Origin of the sequence: Natronoarchaeum sp. GCM10025703, from assembly GCF_042661985.1 — an archaeon.
GTDB lineage: Archaea > Halobacteriota > Halobacteria > Halobacteriales > Natronoarchaeaceae > Natranaeroarchaeum.
In genome coordinates, this window is record NZ_JBHSZF010000002.1 from 147,818 (window position 1) to 165,514 (window position 17,697).

The following is a 17,697-nucleotide window of genomic DNA, read 5'->3' on the forward strand; positions in this document are numbered from 1 at the left end:
TTTGGTGATCACCGAATGTGGGCTTGACGGTACAGATTGTCCGTGATAGGAGTGAACATCTCAAGACTAAGTAGCTCATTCAAATTATTTTTCTTTAGATATATAACAGCAAATTACTACTCACTATACGTCGAATTATTTATTGAAGATACTCTTAATTTCTAATACTATATTTTATCACACGCTGAATATAGGCCGCAAATCGTTCACTCCCCGCCTGCTAGATATTGATCTCGAACAACGTCTTGATATGGAATTGAAGTAGACGGACGTAGTCGTCGCGGCTCTCGTCTACCCTCCTGAAACGATTAAGCGGATCTCTCTCGTAGTTCTCGTATGTCGACAGTTGGTACAGATCGATCACGCGAACTCGATCAAAGTGAGGGGGTTCTGTGAGTCTCTTCGGACGGCTCTCGTTCGTCATACGGTCGTGGGCGAACGCTCTGTTGAACCGAGTTTCCGATCCAAAGGCTGAACTGGACTACTCGTATGAACAACTGCGCGACGAGTTACAGGCGATCAACCGTGGAATCGCTGAAGTCACGACCCAGAAGAAACGTCTGGAAATGCACCGCACTCGCCTTCGCTCGAACGTCGAGAAACACGACGATCAGGTCCGCGAAGCGATCCGTCAGGATCGGGACGATCTGGCCAGGCGTGCGCTCGAAAAGAAGCACACAACCACCGAGCAGATTGCGGATCTGGAAGAACAGATCGAGCGTCTCCAGGCGACGCAGGACCAGATGGTCGAACGTCAGGTCGCGCTCCGCGGCCGAATAGAGGGCTTCCGAACACAAAAGGAGGTGTTGAAAGCTCGCCACGAGGCCGCCCGGGCCTCTGCCCGCGTTGCCGAGTCGTTCAGCGGCGTCGGCGGTGATCTAACGGACGTGAACCGCGCCATCGAACGCGCGACCGAACGTACCGAGCAGATGGAAGCGCGAGCGGCCGCCCTCGAGGAACTGAGGAGACCGGCGCCTTCGACGACATACTCGCCGAAGGCGACGAGATCGACCGCGAACTGGACCGTCTCTCAACAGATCACAGAGTCGAGCAGGAACTCGAGGATCTGAAAGTCCAACTGGGGCGAGACGCGGAGCTCCAGACGGAACTCGATGACCCGGCCAGCTAAATGTGGTTATGAACGGATCGTCTCTACGAGCTTCGAGGAACGTGATCAGTCAGACTCACAGGCACTGTCGGCTCTGTCGAAACCCTAAATCGGCGATGTATTTCGGAAGTCCTGCTGAACACAGGGCGCATAGTTTGCAAGGTGACGGGTGACGTTTCGTCAAACTGGGACGGTTGCTGTAGGCGAGATACAACTCACCCGGTTTTAAGCGATCACAATAATGGGGTGGAATATATAGGTTTTGATGGTGTATACCCAGTAAGATGGGGGTACTCGAGATCCTACGCGGTGAACGAGATGGCAGTAGCTGTGATCTCTACGAGTGTCGGAACTGTGGGGTGAAAGTCTCCCCAACGATAGATGAGTGTCCAATCTGTGGATCCGCCGAAATCGCTTGCTTCAACTTCTAGATTCTGCATTCCGACGCCACCGAGAATCCTCATTGAAGGCTTCCATCCAAAGAGTTCAGTCCGATAAACGTAGCCTCTGTATCTTGACACGCGTTTCTTTCCAAACTCGGAGCAGATCAACGACATCGGCACTACGTTGCCCATCTGTATTGACCGCACCATGGGTCTGAATGTGGTATCTGCTGAGGATTTCGACAAAGCCGACTGAATTGATGATTCGCTTCGCCGTCAATCACACCGGTAAATACCGAGCATCTTTTGATTTCCCCTACGTCTACGAAAGTATGGCCCGTACCGCTGTCATCGCCGGCGTCGGCCCTGGGCTTGGAGAATCGATCGCGCGACGGTTCGCCTCCGAGGGACTGGCAGTCGGCCTACTCGGCCGGAGTACAGACTATCTCGAATCGCTGGCAACCGAGTTACAGGGGGCAGCAGGCGACGCTATCGCCGTTCACTGTGATCTGGCCCAGCCAAGTGATATCGAGCAAGCATTCACCGAATGTCGGGAGGCGTTCGGCCCCGTCGACGTCCTCGTTAATCACGCCAGTTCAGCCTCCTGGAAAGGGATTACCGACGTGTCCGACCGCGAGTTCCAGCGAGCGCTCGATGTCGGCCCTCGCGCAGCACTGCACTGCTCACAGGAAGCCGTCGCGGACATGCGGTCGACAGATGGGGACGGCACGATCGTTTTCACGGGGGCGACCACGTCAGTCCGAGGCCGGGAGAACGCCGTCGGTTTCTCGGCGGCAAAGTTCGCCTGTCGCGGAATGGCCGAGTCGATGGCCAGAGAACTCGGTCCGGAGGGCATTCACGTCGCTCATGTGGTCCTCGACGGCCAGATACTCCCCCGGACGGCACCGGCACACGCGACGAGGAGGAGTTCCTCGACCCGGATGCCATCGCCGAGAGTTACTGGCATCTGGTCGAACAGGACCGCAGTGCGTGGACTCTCGAACTGGATCTACGCCCCCACGTCGAGGAGTTCTAGTTCCCCGGGAGACGTGCTCCGCCTCGACGACTGGCTGTCAGCGCTGGACCTGTGGATACGATTGGCTCTGGCCCGAACTGTTCCGGGCGATGATCTCGGCGATGGCGTTGCGGCGGTCGTCATCGTCGACCTCGGTTCGCTCCGCGTAGTGGAGAACCGTCAGATCGAGACACGCGTGCAGCAGTTCGTTTGCACCGAACCGGTAGCGATCACTGGACGAGCCACGGTCGACCGGGTCGTCCGTCCTGAGGTGGTGCTGGACGAACAGCACGCCACCGGGAGCAAGCGCCTCCTTGATGTCCGGGAAGCGATCGATAGCCCTGTAGAAACTGATCGTGACGAGGTCGTACGTCGCTGGCTGGAACTCGTACCGCGTGGCATCGGCCTGGATCCAGTTGATCCGGTCCGCGATGCCGCGCTCACGGGCGTTTTCCCGGGCGATCTGCAGTCCTTCTTTCGACTGATCGATCGCATCGACCCGATAGCCCTCCGACGCGAGGAAGACCGCGTTCCGACCGGTGCCTGTCGCGATATCGAGCGCTCGACCGTCCGGACAGCTATCGAGATACCGACGTAGCGTCGGCGAGGGATCCGGATCCGTCGGATAGGATCCTTTCCGGAACCGCTCGTCCCAGGAGGTCATACGATATCACGCCCGAGTCTATTCCTCGGCAACTCTCTGGCGGGAGCGTCTGCTACCGATCCGGAATCACCAACCCTGGATTCTGAGACCAGATCGACGCCCTTCCAGCAGTCCGAATCGTCGACTTCGCCTGAAGCAGGCGCGTCGTGTGTTCGCAGGTCAGACATCGTATCGTCTGTGAGTGCCACGTATGATAACTCTCCCGTCGGTCGCCCTGTTTTTGCCAGTGGCATCTGATCGGCAAATACTCCTCATCTCGACGCCCTCGCTGTGAACAGTCGGTCAGACCACCGGAATTGGCGACACGAATCCCAATCCGAGATTCGACCCGCTCAGGAGGACATTATACCGCTGGACCGAGTAGGACTTCGAAATGCCCGTCGAACTCGAATGCGAGTCCTGTGGACTCCGTCACACTATGCGCGATCGCGTGTTCGATCGCGATGAAAAACGAATGGTGTGCCCCGAGTGTGGTGCGTACCCGTTTTCGGTCCATCGAATCGGCATTACGTGGCACCCGTCCTCAGACGGACAACCGTAGCACATGCCGGGTCGAATCTCTCGCTTGACCCCGTATTGGGTAGCCCCAAGGGGCCGGATCCGATAGAGGTGAGTTCTTTCCACGGGTAGTACGGCCAGTAGTCGATTCGAGGGCCTACTGCCCTGGGCAGATGCCGATTCAGTCGGCGACGTGCTCTGCCTGCCTCGTCTTATCGACGTCTAACGGATCTGTCGAGGACGTCGCAGTCACCAATCGTAGGAACTTCCCGGCGTTCGTGAGGAGCTTGTTTTCCGCCTTCCGGAGGTGTTCTTCGTATGTCGACCGAGCGACGGCCGTCTGATCGGCCAGATCACGGAGCGACGTCTTCCGTGGTTGCTCGTAGTAGCCGCTTTCGAGCGCAAGTCGAAGCGCCGCCATCTGCCGATCAGTTACCTCCTCGAACAACTGATCGACGGGCGCCAACATGCTGTGTGGGATCTGTTGTTCCGAAATAGCGATCTTCGAGAGCACTTCGATGTCCCTGTCGTTCTCTAGATTCTGCAGGAGGGCTCGAACGTCGGCCTCGTCGAACGCGATGACCGTGTAGTGTTCCCAGCCCTGTCGATGGATCGTCGGTGGCTGATAGAGGCTGTTAAACTCCTCGAACCGTTCGATAATCGAGTCTTCTAGCGAGCAAAGACAGGACTGTGTGACGACGTGGAGACCTGACTCGTCGTTCGAGCGGTGGAGGATCGTCCCCAGTTCCTCGATCTCTGTGAGTAGTTCGTCGGGTGGGGATTCCGGCGCGGTGATCTCGATCACCTGACAGTCACTCAGATACCACTCCCGGATCGTCAGGTCCGGGTACTGTTCCGAGATCTCTCGATACGGACATTCGTGTTTGACTCGGAACGAGGCCTCGTACAGGCTCATACGGGAGAAAAGGGGTTTGAAAATATTAAGGGTACCGGTCATGTCCGGCAGGACCCATATCCTGATACCCCGTGTATAACTGAGCACTGATGCCAGAGATCAACCCCAATCGACTCAGCGAGCGTTTGCGAACAGACGGCGACGACGTAGTGGTCCTCGACGTTCGCCACGAAGCAGATTTCGACGAGTGGCACATTCCGGACAGCCGCAACATCGATGTCTACGACTCACTCACTGCCGACCCCGACTCGGCGAAGGACGCGCTGTCAGATCTCCCCCGAGACAGGGATATCGTCACCGTCTGTGCTGCGGGCGTTGTATCACAGACCGCGACGGACGTACTTCGGGAGATGGATTACAGTGCCATTACGCTCACTGACGGAATGAACGGCTGGAGTCGCGTCCACCGGCATGCAGACGTTCCAACCGAACTCGATGCCACGGTAGTGCAGGTCGCCCGGCCGGGCAAGGGCTGTCTCTCACACGTTCTCATCTCTGACGGAGCCGCCCTCGTCTTCGATCTGTCCCACTACCTCGACGAATACGAGGCGATCCTCGACGACCACGACGCCGAACTGATCGGTGTCTTGGACACGCACGCCCATGCTGATCACGTCTCCGGGGCTACGGACCTCGCCAAGCGACACGGCGTTCCGTACTATCTCCATCCGAAAGACGCGCTTGCTATCGATGCGACCCCGATCGAGGACGGCCAGACCGTGACGGTCGGCGATCTGGAAATCGACGTAATCCATACGCCCGGACACAGCGAAGGGAGCGTCTCCTTCGATATCGACGGTGCGGCTCTGATCACTGGCGATACGCTCTTTCACGAGAGCGTGGGGCGCGTCGAACTCGGCGTCGAAGCCGGGATTGAGGATTCCGGCCTCGAAGAGAACGCCGGGACGCTGTACGAGAGCCTCCAGCGCTTGCTGGACCGGTCGGACGATACCGTCGTCTTGCCGGCACACGATCCCGGCTCCCCCGAACCGCCAGCGATGGCAACGCTGGGCGAGGTGAGAGCGCAGAACGCTGATCTCGGACGTGACCGCGAGGAGTTCGTCGAGACGCTTGCTGCCGACGTTCCGGAGCATCCACCGAATTTCGAGCGTGTCAAGCGAACGAACGTCGGACAGGAATCAGTTCCTGCCGACGAACTGGCCGACCTGGAGATGGGTCCAAACAACTGCGCTGCCGAGTAATCCATGAGTACGACAACTGAGCTCAAACAGGGAATCCGCGAGCATCTCGGACAGTTCTCGCTCCACGTCCTGCTGGTTTTTGCCACCGGGCTGACGATCGGGTCCGAGCGCGCTGTTGTCCCCGTCCTCGGTCGAGACGTTCTCGGCGTCGAGTCACTGTTCGTTATCGGGTCCTTCGTCGTCTCGTTCGGGATCGTAAAATCGATCCTCAACCTCTACGCAGGCAAATGGGGCGAGGAGTACGGCCGCAAGCCCGTCCTCGTACTCGGCTGGGCGACGGCACTACCGCTCCCGCTTATTCTGATCTTCGCGCCTGCTGGGGCTGGATCACCGTCGGGAACATTCTGCTCGGCATCAATCAGGCGCTAACCTGGAGTATGGCGATCAACGCCAAGATCGACCTCGCCGGACCTGACCAGCGCGGTCTCGCGGTCGGTATCGACGAGGCGTTCGGCTACAGCGGTGTCGCAGTCGGTGCCTGGATCACGGGCGTCATCGCCGGCCAGACCAGTCTCCGACCCGAACCGTTCTACTTCCTGGCTGCCGTGGTCGTGCTGGCGTTTCTCATCTCGATCTTCCTGATCAAGGAAACGCTCCAGTTCGCACAGGCAGAAGGTGACGACGACCATCAGGATGCGAACCTGCCGTTCATGGCCGTACTCAAGCGCGCGACCTACGGCGATCGGACGCTGTTCGCCGCGGCACAGGCCGGCCACATCGAGAACTTCGTCGACACGCTCTTCTGGATCGCTGTCCCGCTGTACCTGACCAGTCAAGGGCTCGGGATCGCGGCGGTCGGCGTCGTGGTCGGCGTCCACAGCGCGATGTACTTCCTGCAGATCGCAACTGGGGGACTCGCAGACCGCATCGGTCGTCGTCCCCCCGTTATCGTCGGGATGTTCCTGGCTGGAGGCGGCGTGCTCGGGATGGTGCTCGTCAAGGGCTACCTTCCGTGGGCCGTTCTGGCGGCGGCCTCCGGGCAGGGATGGCGTTGCTGTATCCCAACCTGATGACCGTGCCGAGCGATGCCGCCCACCCGACGTGGCGCTCCGCCGGCATGGGCGTCTACCGGATGTGGCGTGACTCGGGCTATGCAGTCGGCGCAGTCCTGATCGGCCTCGCGATGCAGTTCGTCACCATCGAGGCTGCGTTCTACATGACTGCAATCCTGATGTTCCTCTCGGGTGCTATCGTGTACATCTGGATGGAAGAAACCCATCCCGACTTCGGCACGCACGAACCCCCGTCACCTGCACCGGAGCCACCGACGCAGGTGATGTCTGAGGACTGATCTCTCTTCGCGGTAAGATCCAGAATCTGCGTCTCAGGCCACCATCACGGTCTGCCAGCCACGGTGGGTTTCGTACGTACCAGCGACCGAAGCGCATCGCTCCCGCCCAACGTGAGCGGTGTCCCGTGGCCCATACAGGCAACCTCGAAACCGGGTGCTCGTTCGACGAGTGATTTGATACTCTCGCGCACCTCGTCCGTGTCGTAGCTCATTACCCAGGGGGACGATTCCAACTCCCCATCCGATTCCGTGACCAGGTCGCCGAGGAACGCAACATCCCGCCGCTCGCTCACGTACGAGAAGTGCCCCGGCGTATGTCCGGGCGTGTGGTACGCGGTGAACGACCCGATCTGATCGCCGTCTTCGACGGTATAGATGTCCAGAGATGGCTCAGTCACGAGGAAGCCGATAGCTCGCTGGAGAGCACCTTTGTGGTTGGTGAACGGTGGTGAGCGGTTTCCGGTCAGGACACCGCCATCGAACTCGCCCACGTAGACTGGCGCGTCGAGTGCAGGCTCCAGCGCGGCGAGCGTGCCGACGTGATCGAGATCGTAGTGGGTTACCAACACACGTTCGATATCGCTGACAGCGTACCCAACCTCGGCGATTCCCGTTCGGAGGGTGTCTTCGTCGAACGGTGTGCCGGCGTCGACGAGCGTCAAAACGTCGTCGTCGACCAGATAGGCGTTGACGCCACGAAGGTCGAACTGCCAGACTGACTCGGTTACTCTGGAGACCATATTACTATAGTGTACACAGTGTGACAAAGTATATCTTAGGTAAATACTCCGCTGTGGGACGAATTCGGCAATGTGTTCCTGAGTGATTGGGAACGTGAGCAAGATGTGACTATGGCGATTCACGCCGCAGTAGCGGAAGCCAACACAGTCGACGCCGATACTCCGATTCCATGTTACTCGAATTCCAATTTTGCCCACTCCATCCCGGTCGGATCCTCGGGCGGCTCGAGCGGGCTCGATGGCAGGTCCCCTCTGAGCACCGGTTTGTTATATGCTCGCGGGGCGACATCGTTCGGTCCGCCGGGGGAGAACAGTGACGCGAGCAGTTGGATATGCCCACGCCCGACACAGAGTTCACACTGGCCCTCCCCGTAGATACTGATGTCCTGGTTCTCACAGTACTCGATCGTATCGAGGAGTGACCGGACGGTCCCGAACCGCGATGGGGCAATCGAACACCACCGCGGTTCGAACGGCACGTCACGAAGGTCGGCCACGCTCCTGATCGGCGCGCCCCACGAGAGGCGATCCGCATTCGCCGCAAGCAGGTCGCGAACGGCGTCGGAGACGGCAGGGTCTGCCACGACGGCGTCGGGGAACGTCTCGAAGACCCGTTGATAGAGCGTGGAATCCGGGGGCGGCCGTCGTCGGACCCCTCGGGCTGGCCGTTCAGGTCGAGGACACGGACCGCATCGGTCTCCGCGAGCGTCGCAAACGTCTCTGCAGTCCACGCGTCGGTCGGTTCGAGTGCGAACTCGCAGCCGGGGTTGCCCGCGAGTATCTCTTCGACTCGAGTGGTATCACCCTCCGGGACCGGTGGGCTGGCGACGAATCGAACCGATGGTCGCTCCCGGTCGAGGCGAGCAGCCAGAGTCGTGTCGTTTTGCTTGAGTGCGAGGTCGAGTGCAGCACTCTCGACCGCCCAGCGCCGATAGGTCCGCGAGATTTCCTGCTCGGGGGCTTCGTCGGGAAGAGGTCGACGTCTTCGAGCGACCGCGAGAACCCTTCGAGCGTATACTCGCCTTCGAAGTCGAACACCGGCGGCTCGGGCAACGCCTCGTGATCCACCGGGTCGTGCGTGACGTCTTCGCCGGCGCCGAACTCGTCGTCTGCCAGCAGGACAAACGTGGAGGTGACACGAGTCGCATCGCCCGCCATCTCTCGACGGCGGCTGGTCCGATCCGTGCCCGACACTCTCAACGGGAGGTCCGCAACGCGATTGTATAACGTCATCTCGCGGGCCCGTAAGTGTACGCGAGCGGCGACCCAGTTCCGGTGCCGGTACTACGGTAGAACACACTCGTGAACGAACACGACCAGTAGCCGTGGTGGGCCTGTAGTTCCATTGCATAGAGTATAGTGTGGTATTCACAAAACTATTGGGTTCCGCTCGGCAATCGGTATCCGGGCGGATTACCCCCGCACCCTCAAGTCAAAAGGAAATGAATAACAGGCCACTCAGGACCACGACACCCAGCACGACAGAGACGAGCCTCCCCAACATGTAGGTGCCGAGAATCCACGCCAGAATGGCTTTGAGGAACGTATTCGCGACCGCGGCGATGACGATTCCCGTCGTGGCGACCTCTGTGGAAACAGTGCCTTCCGCTGCGAGTTGGCTCAGCGTTATCGTCATCGCATCGACGTCGGCAAGACCGGAGAAGAACGCGGTCGCGTATATTCCCGACGAGCCGAACCACTCGTTAGCGGATTCTGAGACGAGCAACACGACCGCGAAGATGACCCCGAAGAGGAGGGCTGGCCGGAGGCGAAACGGGTTGCTGAGCTCTTCGGCTTCGACCGTCTCGTCGGACGCAGTTAGCCAGTACAACCCGCCGGCAGCGACTGCTCCGACTACGGTCATCGCTCCTAATGGTACTGCCACACTCGGGAGCAACTCGGGGTTGACGACCGCGATTTCGATGAGCGCTCGCGGGAACATCACGATGGAGGCGGTGACGACCGCGAAGGCACAGACGTGATAGAGCATCGCGCTCTGAGTCGTTTTCTCCGCCATCGAAACCGTCGTCGCGGTGGAGGAGACGAACCCCCGACGATTCCAGTGATCGCAATACCTCGCTCGGGACCGAGCGCCTGACCGAGCACGTAGGCCACGAATCCAAGGCCGGTGACGAACACGACCATCAACCAGACGAACCTCGGATTGAGTCCGTAGAGGAGATCGACCGACCGATCCGGCAGGGCAGGGAGGACAACGAGGACCACGAGAATGAACTTTGCCGATGCCCGTCGTTCGCTTGCTTCGATCTGATCGGCGAACTCGTGGACGGGATCTTTCACCGAGAGCAACACCGTGACAAGCCCACCGATGATGATCGCGACGACCGCTCCTCGGTTCGAGTGCATCGTCATCGCTCCGAGGACGACTGTGATGAGGGCCGCCACGAGCGTCGTCAGGCCGATGTCGCCTTCGTACCAGACTTTCCCGACGTACGCAATGGTAAGCGGCACGGCGAGTGTTCCCACAACGAGCGGAAGCATGCCCGGAAAGAACGCCTGAACGAGAGCCCCATAGAGTGCGATGAGCGGGAACGTCCTGCTCCCGGCGAACGATCCGCCCGACTCGCTTTGCTCTCGCTCCAGACCGATGAGTGCGCCGAGGCCACCCGCGAGAAGGAGATGGATGATAATTTCGGCGAGTGGAGTAGTCATAGGATCGATCATTATGTAATGTATCAATCCAGTGGGTTATCAAACAATAGTACGGGCGCATTGCGTGCGCTGATTCGTTTAATTCTGGCTAGCGTAGGCCCCGATCTTACGAGGGGCAGCTACCGCCTCGATTCGTAGCTCTCTCCAAGGGATCCGGCGGAACAATTACTGATACAAATGGTGGACAGAGAGAACATGAATCGATCAGTGCCGCCAAAAATTACCCTGTCTGATGCTTCCTCGTCGACGAGCCGTTATTTCACGTCGGAACTCGACGCACGGGAGAGCAGAATACACTGCGACACCACCGAAAAGGAGAGCGAGGATGGTCAGGACGGCCACACCGGGGACGACTCCATTCAGGGCACCATCAAACCACGTAACCTCGATGACGGTCATCACGTCCTGATCGACCATGAGCGAGCGTGTCGCATCGACGCCGTAGGTAACGGGGTTGAACCGGGCGAACGTCTGAATCCAATCTGGAAGTGCCTCGAGAGGGAGGAACGCACTCGAGAGAAACAGTAGCGGGAACTGCAGCAGGTTTGCACCGATGATCGTCGATTCCTGATCCCTCGTGAGAATCGCCAGTGCGTTCGAGAACGCGACGAACCAGAGCGAAAACAGAACGCCGATGGCGATGATGCCGACGACACCAACGAAACCAGTGAGAATCTCTGCGCCAAGCAGGACGCCAAGGCCGACGATAATCTCCACCTTGAGTTGGGGTTGCCGCTACCGACTTCGGAGTTAGTCGCTCTCGCTAGTTTCGGGACGCCATTCCCACTACCGCTTGCGTGAATCATTGTTCCCCAATAGCTTATCGCATGGTCTTACATCGAGGTCCACTGCTCGGGGCGCTTGAGCCAATTTTTCTCGAAAAGGTCAGTACCGTCACCGAGGTCGGTATCGAACTCGTCGAGCAGGCGCTCCGTGGGGGTAACGTAGCGGCGACGCTCCACGGCCCCGACAACCCTGGGACACGCACCTACGTTTCGGTACCAACACTACTCGTCACTGGTCAAGAGGACCTGCCCCACCGCTGACAGAATCCGTCGACGGGCCGAGCGGTTTTTTCCTCGTGTGCATCCTGTGTCACGCCCGCCACTAAGAAATGCGACAGATACGAGCGGACGTCCGGAGAATCAGTTCCGAAACCAGCACACAACGGGGCGGCCCTATCATCACGGATCTGTATCTCTCGTCGAAATTTCGGGGGCGAAAAGATTGAAATCTGTCCTAAGCGGCCTATACTGTGGGATGTGTGGGGAGTAAGCCCAGCAATTTGTTCTATTGAGAGCAATTAACTATAAAGTCTTACACAAAGGCAGGCGTATGAGTTCACTGGTAGTACTCAAGTTTGGCGACATGGACGGTGCGGAAGCGATGCGTGACAGGATGTACGATTTACAGAAAAGGGAACTGATCAAACTTGAGGATGCGGCGGTGGTCGTCCGCAATGAAAAAGGGCGCGCGAAGGTCAAACAGGCATACAGCCTCGTTGGCGCAGGAGCCCTCGGCGGCGCCTTCTGGGGTATGCTGATCGGGTTGCTGTTTTTCGCCCCGTGGCTTGGCCTCTTGGCCGGTGCTACTGCCGGTGCAGTCTCCGGAAAACTCGGCGACATCGGCATCGACGACGACTTTATCAAGGAGGTGCGGGACGCGATCGACCCCGGAAACTCCGCGCTGTTCCTGCTAAGCCGGGAGGGCAACCTCGAGCGCATCGAGGAGGAACTATCGGACTTCGAGTACGAATTCGAGATCATCGATACGAATCTATCACCCGAAGACGACAGGCGCCTCCGCGAGACCTTCGCCGCAGAAGAAGTGTCCGGGTAAGCCGACAAGGCCCCGGCCACCCCGGCGGAACCGATTTATACGAGCGGAAACCCCACCGACTGATTGTCTGGAATGCTTGTACGACTGGCACCTTACCATCACATGCGACTGGCCCAGATGTCGATCCCCGAGAGAACCCGATCCGCCCTTTTCGACGCGATCGGTAACCAGTTCACAGGAGAGGTCGACCGTAATACAATCGTTCGCGCCAGATATGTCGAGACGAATATATTTGCCGGGCAACTGCCGGAACTACAGACCGCGCAGGTGGTCGCTCCTGGGGCGACGCAATGAGTTCTGACGGGGATGAACTCCGGGACGAAGTCGACGACGTGGAAAAGCATCAGGGTGCACTATCGTACTGGGGTCCGGCCATCGCGGTGAGCTTGTCAATGTTCATCGCAGTCATAGATGCGACCCTGATGAACGTAGCTGTCCCCGCTATCGTCTCGGATCTGGACACCACCGTGCCCGTCGTGCAGGGCGCGATAGCGGTTTACTCACTCGTGATGGCGGCACTGATGCTTCCCGCTGGTAAGCTCCCATCGAGGTACGGCGTCCGACGGCTGATGCAGGGTACGCTCGTCGTCTACACCGTCGGGACGCTATTGGCAGCTGTCAGTTGGAGCCCTGCAGTCCTATATTTCGGCTGGTCCATCGTTGAGGGCGCCGCGGCGGCCGTGCTTATGCCTCTGACGTTTACCGTGCTCGTGGTCACCTACGAGGGGAAAGACCGCGCGAAGGCGCTCGGGCTACTGGCGGGGGTGAACGCTACCGGCGCGGCCATCGGGCCGATACTCGGCGGAGCACTGACGACATTTGCAGTTGGCGGTGGGGGTTCGCCCTCGAGGCAGTCGTCGTGCTCGTCGCGTTGGTGTTCGTCCGCTACGTGAGCGCGGCCCCGCTGACGCAGGATAGCGACTCCCTGGACATCGGTGGGACGGCCCTCTCCATGGTCGGCGCGACGTCGCTCGTCGTCGGCCTTCTTCTGGCTGGCAAGTTCGGGTGGCTGGTCGCGACGCGGCCGTTCGTTGTCTTCGGCGTCCAGTTCAACCCCTTCGGCACATCGCCGGCGGTCTGGGTGATTGGGCTGGGGTTGCTCGCGTTCGCCGCATTCACCCAGTACGAACTCCGCCTGGAACGAGCCGGTGGCTCACCGCTCGTCCCGATGGAGATTCTGACGAACCGCCCGTTCGTTGCGGGGTCGCTCACGTTCGGTGCCCGGTCGCTCGTCATGGCCGGGTTCATTTTCGTCATCCCGGTATACCTCCAGTCAGGGCTCGGCTACACTGCGTTCGAGGCCGGGGTCGCAATGCTCCCGTTTTCAATCGGGACGCTGCTCGTCTCGACGTTCACGACTGGCTGGAGCGCCTACGTCTCGCCGAAGATTCTCGTCCAGACCGGCATCGTGCTAATGGGCGTCGGCCTCCTGTTGCTGTTCCAGGGGACGACCCCGGACCAGACCGTCAGGAGCATGGCCCCCCCGATGGCAGTTATCGGCGTCGGCGTCGGATTGCTGATGCCCCAGCTCGTCAACACGACGCTGTCGGCCGTCTCACAGGCGAACTCCTCGGAGGCATCCGGCGTAATGAACGCTACCGGGATGCTCGGATACGCGCTGGGGACGGCCGTCGTCGGTGCCTTCCTGCTCGGGCAGTTCTACCGGGGAGTGATAGACGGCGTGCTCCGGGCGAGCGACGCCGCCGTGTCGGTAGAACAACGCGACGAACTGGCACGGACGCTCCAACAGGCGTCCGAGACGGCAACAGAGGCGACCCGGCAGGCGTTCATTACCCGGCTGACCCCTGCCGAACAGGAACTGCTAGAGGGCATCTTCAAGGCCGCCATGGTCGACGCACAGCGGGCGACGTTGCTACTCCTCGTTGTTTTCGTGTTGCTCACCCTCGTCACTTCGGCGTTCATTCCACGCGACTCAGGGCGGCCCTGATCGGCTCGGCCGCTCCTTGGAAAACGCTGCGAATTAAGGCACACGACCGCACCGGGACCTCTCGGGTTTCGTGATGGCAGCGATGAGACGCCAAGAACGGAGGTGGTGACACAGCCTGACCGCGTTCGTCAGCGGTTTGCCGACCTCGACTCGAGTCGATCCCCCAGTTGGTCGGAGATGCCGGTCAGGTACGTCGTCCCGAAGACGGCGACAAGTATGCCACCAATACTGTTGTACATGAGGTCCAGAACGGTGTCGTCAAGCCCGTACTGTGTGAGCACTTTGGGGATGCCGAACAGGTCCGCGCCCACGGCGATGTAAAACTCGAGGAGTTCCCAGATCACGCCGAAGGCTAACACGAAGATCAGCAGGTAGACGAACATGAACTTCGGTCCCAGATGGATGTGTTCAGTGTGTTCTTGGAAGGCTCGCGTCACCGCATAGCCCGAGGCGACGACTATCGACGAGGACAGCGCGTGGGTCAGATGGTCCCACCACCACGTCGCACCGTACAAACTCTGGAAGTCGAGTCCAGGGAGCGGCACCGTCCCGAGCGCATGCAAGAACACCGCCATCGTGATCCAGATGACGAGCCACACGTCCATGACGATCTGGTATCGACCCTCCAGGATTGCGGGTAACTGTGTGACGAAGAGCCCGATTGCGGCGTAGAACGCGAATACGACGTTGCCGGAATACAATCCAAACCCGAGCATGGCGACTAACAGGACCTGGAGGACTCTGACGATAACCACTTGCGTGCGATGAGAGACGTGCATGCGGGCCCGAATGTTCATTACGCACTCACCCCTTCGCCGCCGACGTGGTCGAGGTTAGCCTTGAGTTGCCGCTGGAAGTACAGCCGAAAGATGCCGCCGGCGACGAACGCTGCTAGTGCCGCGGCGTTGAAAATCATCATCAGCTCGTCGTTGGTTTCGACGAAAGCCGTATCGAAATAGTAGGCCGAACCCGCCGACAGAATCGCCCAGAGGCCTGCAGTCGCCATCGTGGCGAACACGACGAAGAACACGGCGAAGTTCGGCGTCATCCGAACTGACCCCGTCGATTGGAACGCAGCGACCACGAGCATCCCCAGCGCGGCGATACTGAGACCGGTGACGACATCGACGAAGAAGCTGATCCCGAGCGCTCCCGTCGAGAGGGGGATCGTACAGATCAGTAACAGCGGCCACGGAACCGTTCGAGTCCACGTTCTCTCGACGAGCGCCGGGGTGATGGCGACGAACGCCGCAAAGGCAGCGAGCGCCATCCGGGCGAGCAAGAACTCCAGAAACGCGGTTATCGCGACGATGACGAGAGCGCCGACGAGCACCCACGTGATAGCCGCGTTGATCCGAGTGTCCTCGAGAAACCACTCTTCGGGTAGTTGTTGACTCATGCTCGGGGTTGCTCCTTGAGACGATCAGTATGGACTGTGTCGAGCGGCGACTTCATCCTTGACTCCGTTGGGTGGTGTGTTGTGCGACCGAGTTACGACTCTCCCATCCGAGGAGGATCACCGAGACGCCGGTCACGATCAAATTAATCCCGAAGAGAACACCGATAGCCCAGACCGCGTCGCTCGGGAATCCGATCCAGAGGAGACCGCCGAGCACGAACGAGATGCTCCCGCTGGCGAGCAGCCACGCGGATCCGGGCCGGCCGCGGCTTCGTATCCCCCACGCGACCTCCACGATGCCGTCGGCGATGAAGAAGCCGACAGCTAGTAGGGTCAACGTCAACAGCCCGACAACGGGGTTCGCCATAAAAACAATTCCGGCGACGCCGTAGAGTACCGCAAGTATCACTTGACCGAGCTTGTCTCTGAGCGTCCCTGCAGAGAAGGCGTGTGAAACGTGCACAATCGCGCTGGCAACGAGGACAATGCCGAGTAAAACGGACAGCGAAATTCCTGTAACAAACGGAAATATCAGCGCGAGGGCTCCGAGTACCGCGAGCATCGCTCCGGCCACTGCAGCGGTGCTGCTCCCAGTACGGTTCGATTCTGGGTTGACTGTGTTAGCTGGACTCATCGGGTATATCTCGCCGGCTTACATTAAAAATAGTATATATCGTTCATTACATCACAGACCTAGCTAGAAGCACCTTTATTTTGATAAGTGATCCAAATTAAACATGTTGGCCGACTCAAGACGCCTTACTGCGGATCGTCGCGAGGGACTCCGGTTTTCAACCGAATCACGGCCCAATAGTGTAAAGTAACATATGATTTATGGCTACAATAACACAGAGATACCTCCGACCGGTCACGACTCGGTTCAGAGCGCGCCGATCCCCGCGTAAACTCACGAAAGCGACCGGTCAACGGGCGAATAACAGAGTGTAATCGATACCACTGGAACGTATAGATGTTCCTGATACAACAATGGGTTCCAATTGACCTGCAGCAGTTCATTCCGTCGCTCACGAACGCGATTGTGACGACGCTGCTATTCATCATCGTGTTTCTCGTCGTTTACCGACTCGGGCGGTCCCTCGTGACTCAAGCGGTCGAAAGTAGCCTCAAACGCCGGGACTTCGACGAGACGCTCGTCGGCTTCGCTGTGAGTATGACTGTCGGGGTGATGACCATCTTTGCAGCCGCGCTGGCCGCAACGATTGCCGGATTCGGGAGTGTTCTCGCCGCGTTTGCGACCTTGGGAGGTGCACTCACGCTTGCGATCGGCTTCGCCGCACAGGATCTCATCGCGAACTTCGTTGCCGGCGTGTTCGTCATCAAGGACAGGACGTTCACGGTCGGCGATTGGATCGAATGGAACGGGAACGACGGCGTGGTACGTGAGATCCACCTGCGGGTAACGAAACTCGACACCCTCGACAATCAACTGATGACGGTGCCGAATAGCGACCTCGCTAACGCGGCGGTGATCAACAACGTTGCAAACGATCGACGCCGGGTGTCGGTCGGGTTCGGCGTCGAATACGACGAAGATATCACCCGAGCACGGAACGCCATCGTTGAAGAGGGCGCCCGTATTGACGGCGTCCTTGCTGTTCCCGAACCGACAGCCCCCTCGTGGAACTGGGTGACTCGGCGGTTAGCCTCTCGGGACGAGTCTGGATCGACCCGTCTGAAAGCAGTTACCCGGCGGTTCGTTCGCAGTTTACCGAAGCAGTCAAACACCGCTTCGACGCCGAGGGGATCGACATCCCGTATCCCAATACGGAACTTTCGGGCGGCCTCGAGGTCACAAACGTCGCTTCCGAGGAGGGGAGTTCATCATGACGGGTTCTGATCCTGTTTTCTGGGTGATCGAACTTCCTAGTCAATCTTTTCGGCAACACTCCGAAGGTGCGACGCGATTTCGTCTCGGCTCTGGGCGCTCTCGGATTTGAACAGTACTTCTTCGTGGATACGCTATCTTGGTGTGTATTCAGACAGTTGACATCCTCCCCGTC

10 protein-coding genes and 8 pseudogenes are annotated in these 17,697 nt (G+C 59.2%); 8 read left to right on the forward strand and 10 right to left on the reverse strand.

Features of this window, described 5'->3' with window-relative positions; all coding sequences use genetic code 11:
• Nucleotides 1–392 precede the first annotated feature (392 nt).
• Together ACFQH2_RS17860 and ACFQH2_RS17865 are read left to right on the forward strand one after the other, a co-directional pair.
• Nucleotides 393–1,070, forward strand: a complete 678-nt coding sequence (locus tag ACFQH2_RS17860; RefSeq protein WP_377077070.1) for a PspA/IM30 family protein — start codon at nt 393–395, stop codon at nt 1,068–1,070.
• Nucleotides 1,071–1,823: 753 nt separating this feature from the next.
• Nucleotides 1,824–2,303 (forward strand): annotated as a pseudogene (locus ACFQH2_RS17865) (SDR family NAD(P)-dependent oxidoreductase); the annotation flags it as partial.
• Nucleotides 2,304–2,564: 261 nt separating this feature from the next.
• Here the strand turns inward: ACFQH2_RS17865 and ACFQH2_RS17870 are convergent.
• Entirely contained in the window at nt 2,565–3,170 is a 606-nt protein-coding gene (locus ACFQH2_RS17870) for a class I SAM-dependent methyltransferase (RefSeq protein ID WP_377050500.1), read from the reverse strand.
• Between the two features lie 679 nt (nt 3,171–3,849).
• On the reverse strand, nt 3,850–4,584 hold the full coding sequence (locus tag ACFQH2_RS17875; protein WP_377050502.1) for a helix-turn-helix domain-containing protein: 735 nt from the start codon (nt 4,582–4,584) through the stop codon (nt 3,850–3,852).
• Between the two features lie 89 nt (nt 4,585–4,673).
• On the opposite strand from ACFQH2_RS17875, the gene ACFQH2_RS17880 reads away from it, so the two are divergent.
• Nucleotides 4,674–5,786: an MBL fold metallo-hydrolase gene (locus tag ACFQH2_RS17880; RefSeq protein ID WP_377050504.1), complete on the forward strand. Its 1,113-nt coding sequence runs from the start codon at nt 4,674–4,676 to the stop codon at nt 5,784–5,786.
• Between the two features lie 3 nt (nt 5,787–5,789).
• Nucleotides 5,790–7,077: pseudogene (locus ACFQH2_RS17885) on the forward strand (MFS transporter).
• Between the two features lie 44 nt (nt 7,078–7,121).
• Here the strand turns inward: ACFQH2_RS17885 and ACFQH2_RS17890 are convergent.
• The 4 genes and pseudogenes from ACFQH2_RS17890 to ACFQH2_RS17905 form a co-directional block, all read right to left on the reverse strand.
• Complete coding sequence (locus ACFQH2_RS17890) at nt 7,122–7,817, reverse strand: MBL fold metallo-hydrolase (protein WP_377050508.1); 696 nt, start codon at nt 7,815–7,817, stop codon at nt 7,122–7,124.
• Nucleotides 7,818–7,990: 173 nt separating this feature from the next.
• Nucleotides 7,991–9,050 (reverse strand): annotated as a pseudogene (locus ACFQH2_RS17895) (hypothetical protein).
• A gap of 199 nt (nt 9,051–9,249) precedes the next feature.
• Nucleotides 9,250–10,502, reverse strand: a pseudogene (locus ACFQH2_RS17900) (MgtC/SapB family protein).
• 242 nt (nt 10,503–10,744) lie between these two features.
• Nucleotides 10,745–11,201: pseudogene (locus ACFQH2_RS17905) on the reverse strand (ABC transporter permease); the annotation flags it as partial.
• Nucleotides 11,202–11,317: 116 nt separating this feature from the next.
• Between ACFQH2_RS17905 and ACFQH2_RS17910 the strand changes: the two are divergent.
• From ACFQH2_RS17910 to ACFQH2_RS17920, 3 genes and pseudogenes are all read left to right on the forward strand, one after another.
• A complete protein-coding gene (locus ACFQH2_RS17910) occupies nt 11,318–11,536 on the forward strand; it encodes a hypothetical protein (RefSeq protein ID WP_377050514.1) in 219 nt (72 codons plus the stop codon).
• A gap of 322 nt (nt 11,537–11,858) precedes the next feature.
• On the forward strand, nt 11,859–12,329 hold the full coding sequence (locus ACFQH2_RS17915; RefSeq protein ID WP_377050841.1) for a DUF1269 domain-containing protein: 471 nt from the start codon (nt 11,859–11,861) through the stop codon (nt 12,327–12,329).
• 392 nt (nt 12,330–12,721) lie between these two features.
• A pseudogene (locus ACFQH2_RS17920) lies at nt 12,722–14,277 on the forward strand (MFS transporter).
• A 128-nt stretch (nt 14,278–14,405) separates the two neighbouring features.
• On the opposite strand, the gene ACFQH2_RS17925 reads toward ACFQH2_RS17920, so the two are convergent.
• The 3 genes from ACFQH2_RS17925 to ACFQH2_RS17935 are packed head-to-tail and all read right to left on the reverse strand — an operon-like array spanning nt 14,406 to nt 16,310.
• Nucleotides 14,406–15,074 (reverse strand): hypothetical protein, encoded by a 669-nt coding sequence (locus tag ACFQH2_RS17925; protein WP_377050516.1) that lies wholly within the window; start codon nt 15,072–15,074, stop codon nt 14,406–14,408.
• Entirely contained in the window at nt 15,074–15,676 is a 603-nt protein-coding gene (locus tag ACFQH2_RS17930) for a hypothetical protein (RefSeq protein ID WP_377050518.1), read from the reverse strand. The genes ACFQH2_RS17925 and ACFQH2_RS17930 overlap by 1 nt, the downstream gene beginning before the upstream one ends.
• A 52-nt stretch (nt 15,677–15,728) precedes the next feature.
• Complete coding sequence (locus tag ACFQH2_RS17935; RefSeq protein ID WP_377050520.1) at nt 15,729–16,310, reverse strand: HdeD family acid-resistance protein; 582 nt, start codon at nt 16,308–16,310, stop codon at nt 15,729–15,731.
• Nucleotides 16,311–16,646: 336 nt separating this feature from the next.
• Between ACFQH2_RS17935 and ACFQH2_RS17940 the strand changes: the two are divergent.
• A pseudogene (locus ACFQH2_RS17940) lies at nt 16,647–17,524 on the forward strand (mechanosensitive ion channel family protein).
• Here ACFQH2_RS17940 and ACFQH2_RS17945 read toward each other — a convergent pair.
• A pseudogene (locus tag ACFQH2_RS17945) lies at nt 17,502–17,653 on the reverse strand (amphi-Trp domain-containing protein); the annotation flags it as partial. The pseudogenes ACFQH2_RS17940 and ACFQH2_RS17945 sit on opposite strands and share 23 nt — an antisense overlap.
• Nucleotides 17,654–17,697 lie beyond the last annotated feature (44 nt).

Bases quoted from the DNA above. Each gene is read 5' to 3' on its own strand.
- ACFQH2_RS17935 (WP_377050520.1), bottom strand. From the start codon at position 16,310: ATGAGTCCAGCTAACACAGTCAACCCAGAATCGAACCGTACTGGGAGC.
- ACFQH2_RS17910 (WP_377050514.1), top strand. From the start codon at position 11,318: ATGGTCTTACATCGAGGTCCACTGCTCGGGGCGCTTGAGCCAATTTTT.
- ACFQH2_RS17890 (WP_377050508.1), bottom strand. From the start codon at position 7,817: ATGGTCTCCAGAGTAACCGAGTCAGTCTGGCAGTTCGACCTTCGTGGC.
- ACFQH2_RS17930 (WP_377050518.1), bottom strand. From the start codon at position 15,676: ATGAGTCAACAACTACCCGAAGAGTGGTTTCTCGAGGACACTCGGATC.
- ACFQH2_RS17870 (WP_377050500.1), bottom strand. From the start codon at position 3,170: ATGACCTCCTGGGACGAGCGGTTCCGGAAAGGATCCTATCCGACGGAT.
- ACFQH2_RS17925 (WP_377050516.1), bottom strand. From the start codon at position 15,074: ATGAACATTCGGGCCCGCATGCACGTCTCTCATCGCACGCAAGTGGTT.
- ACFQH2_RS17915 (WP_377050841.1), top strand. From the start codon at position 11,859: ATGGACGGTGCGGAAGCGATGCGTGACAGGATGTACGATTTACAGAAA.
- ACFQH2_RS17880 (WP_377050504.1), top strand. From the start codon at position 4,674: ATGCCAGAGATCAACCCCAATCGACTCAGCGAGCGTTTGCGAACAGAC.
- ACFQH2_RS17875 (WP_377050502.1), bottom strand. From the start codon at position 4,584: ATGAGCCTGTACGAGGCCTCGTTCCGAGTCAAACACGAATGTCCGTAT.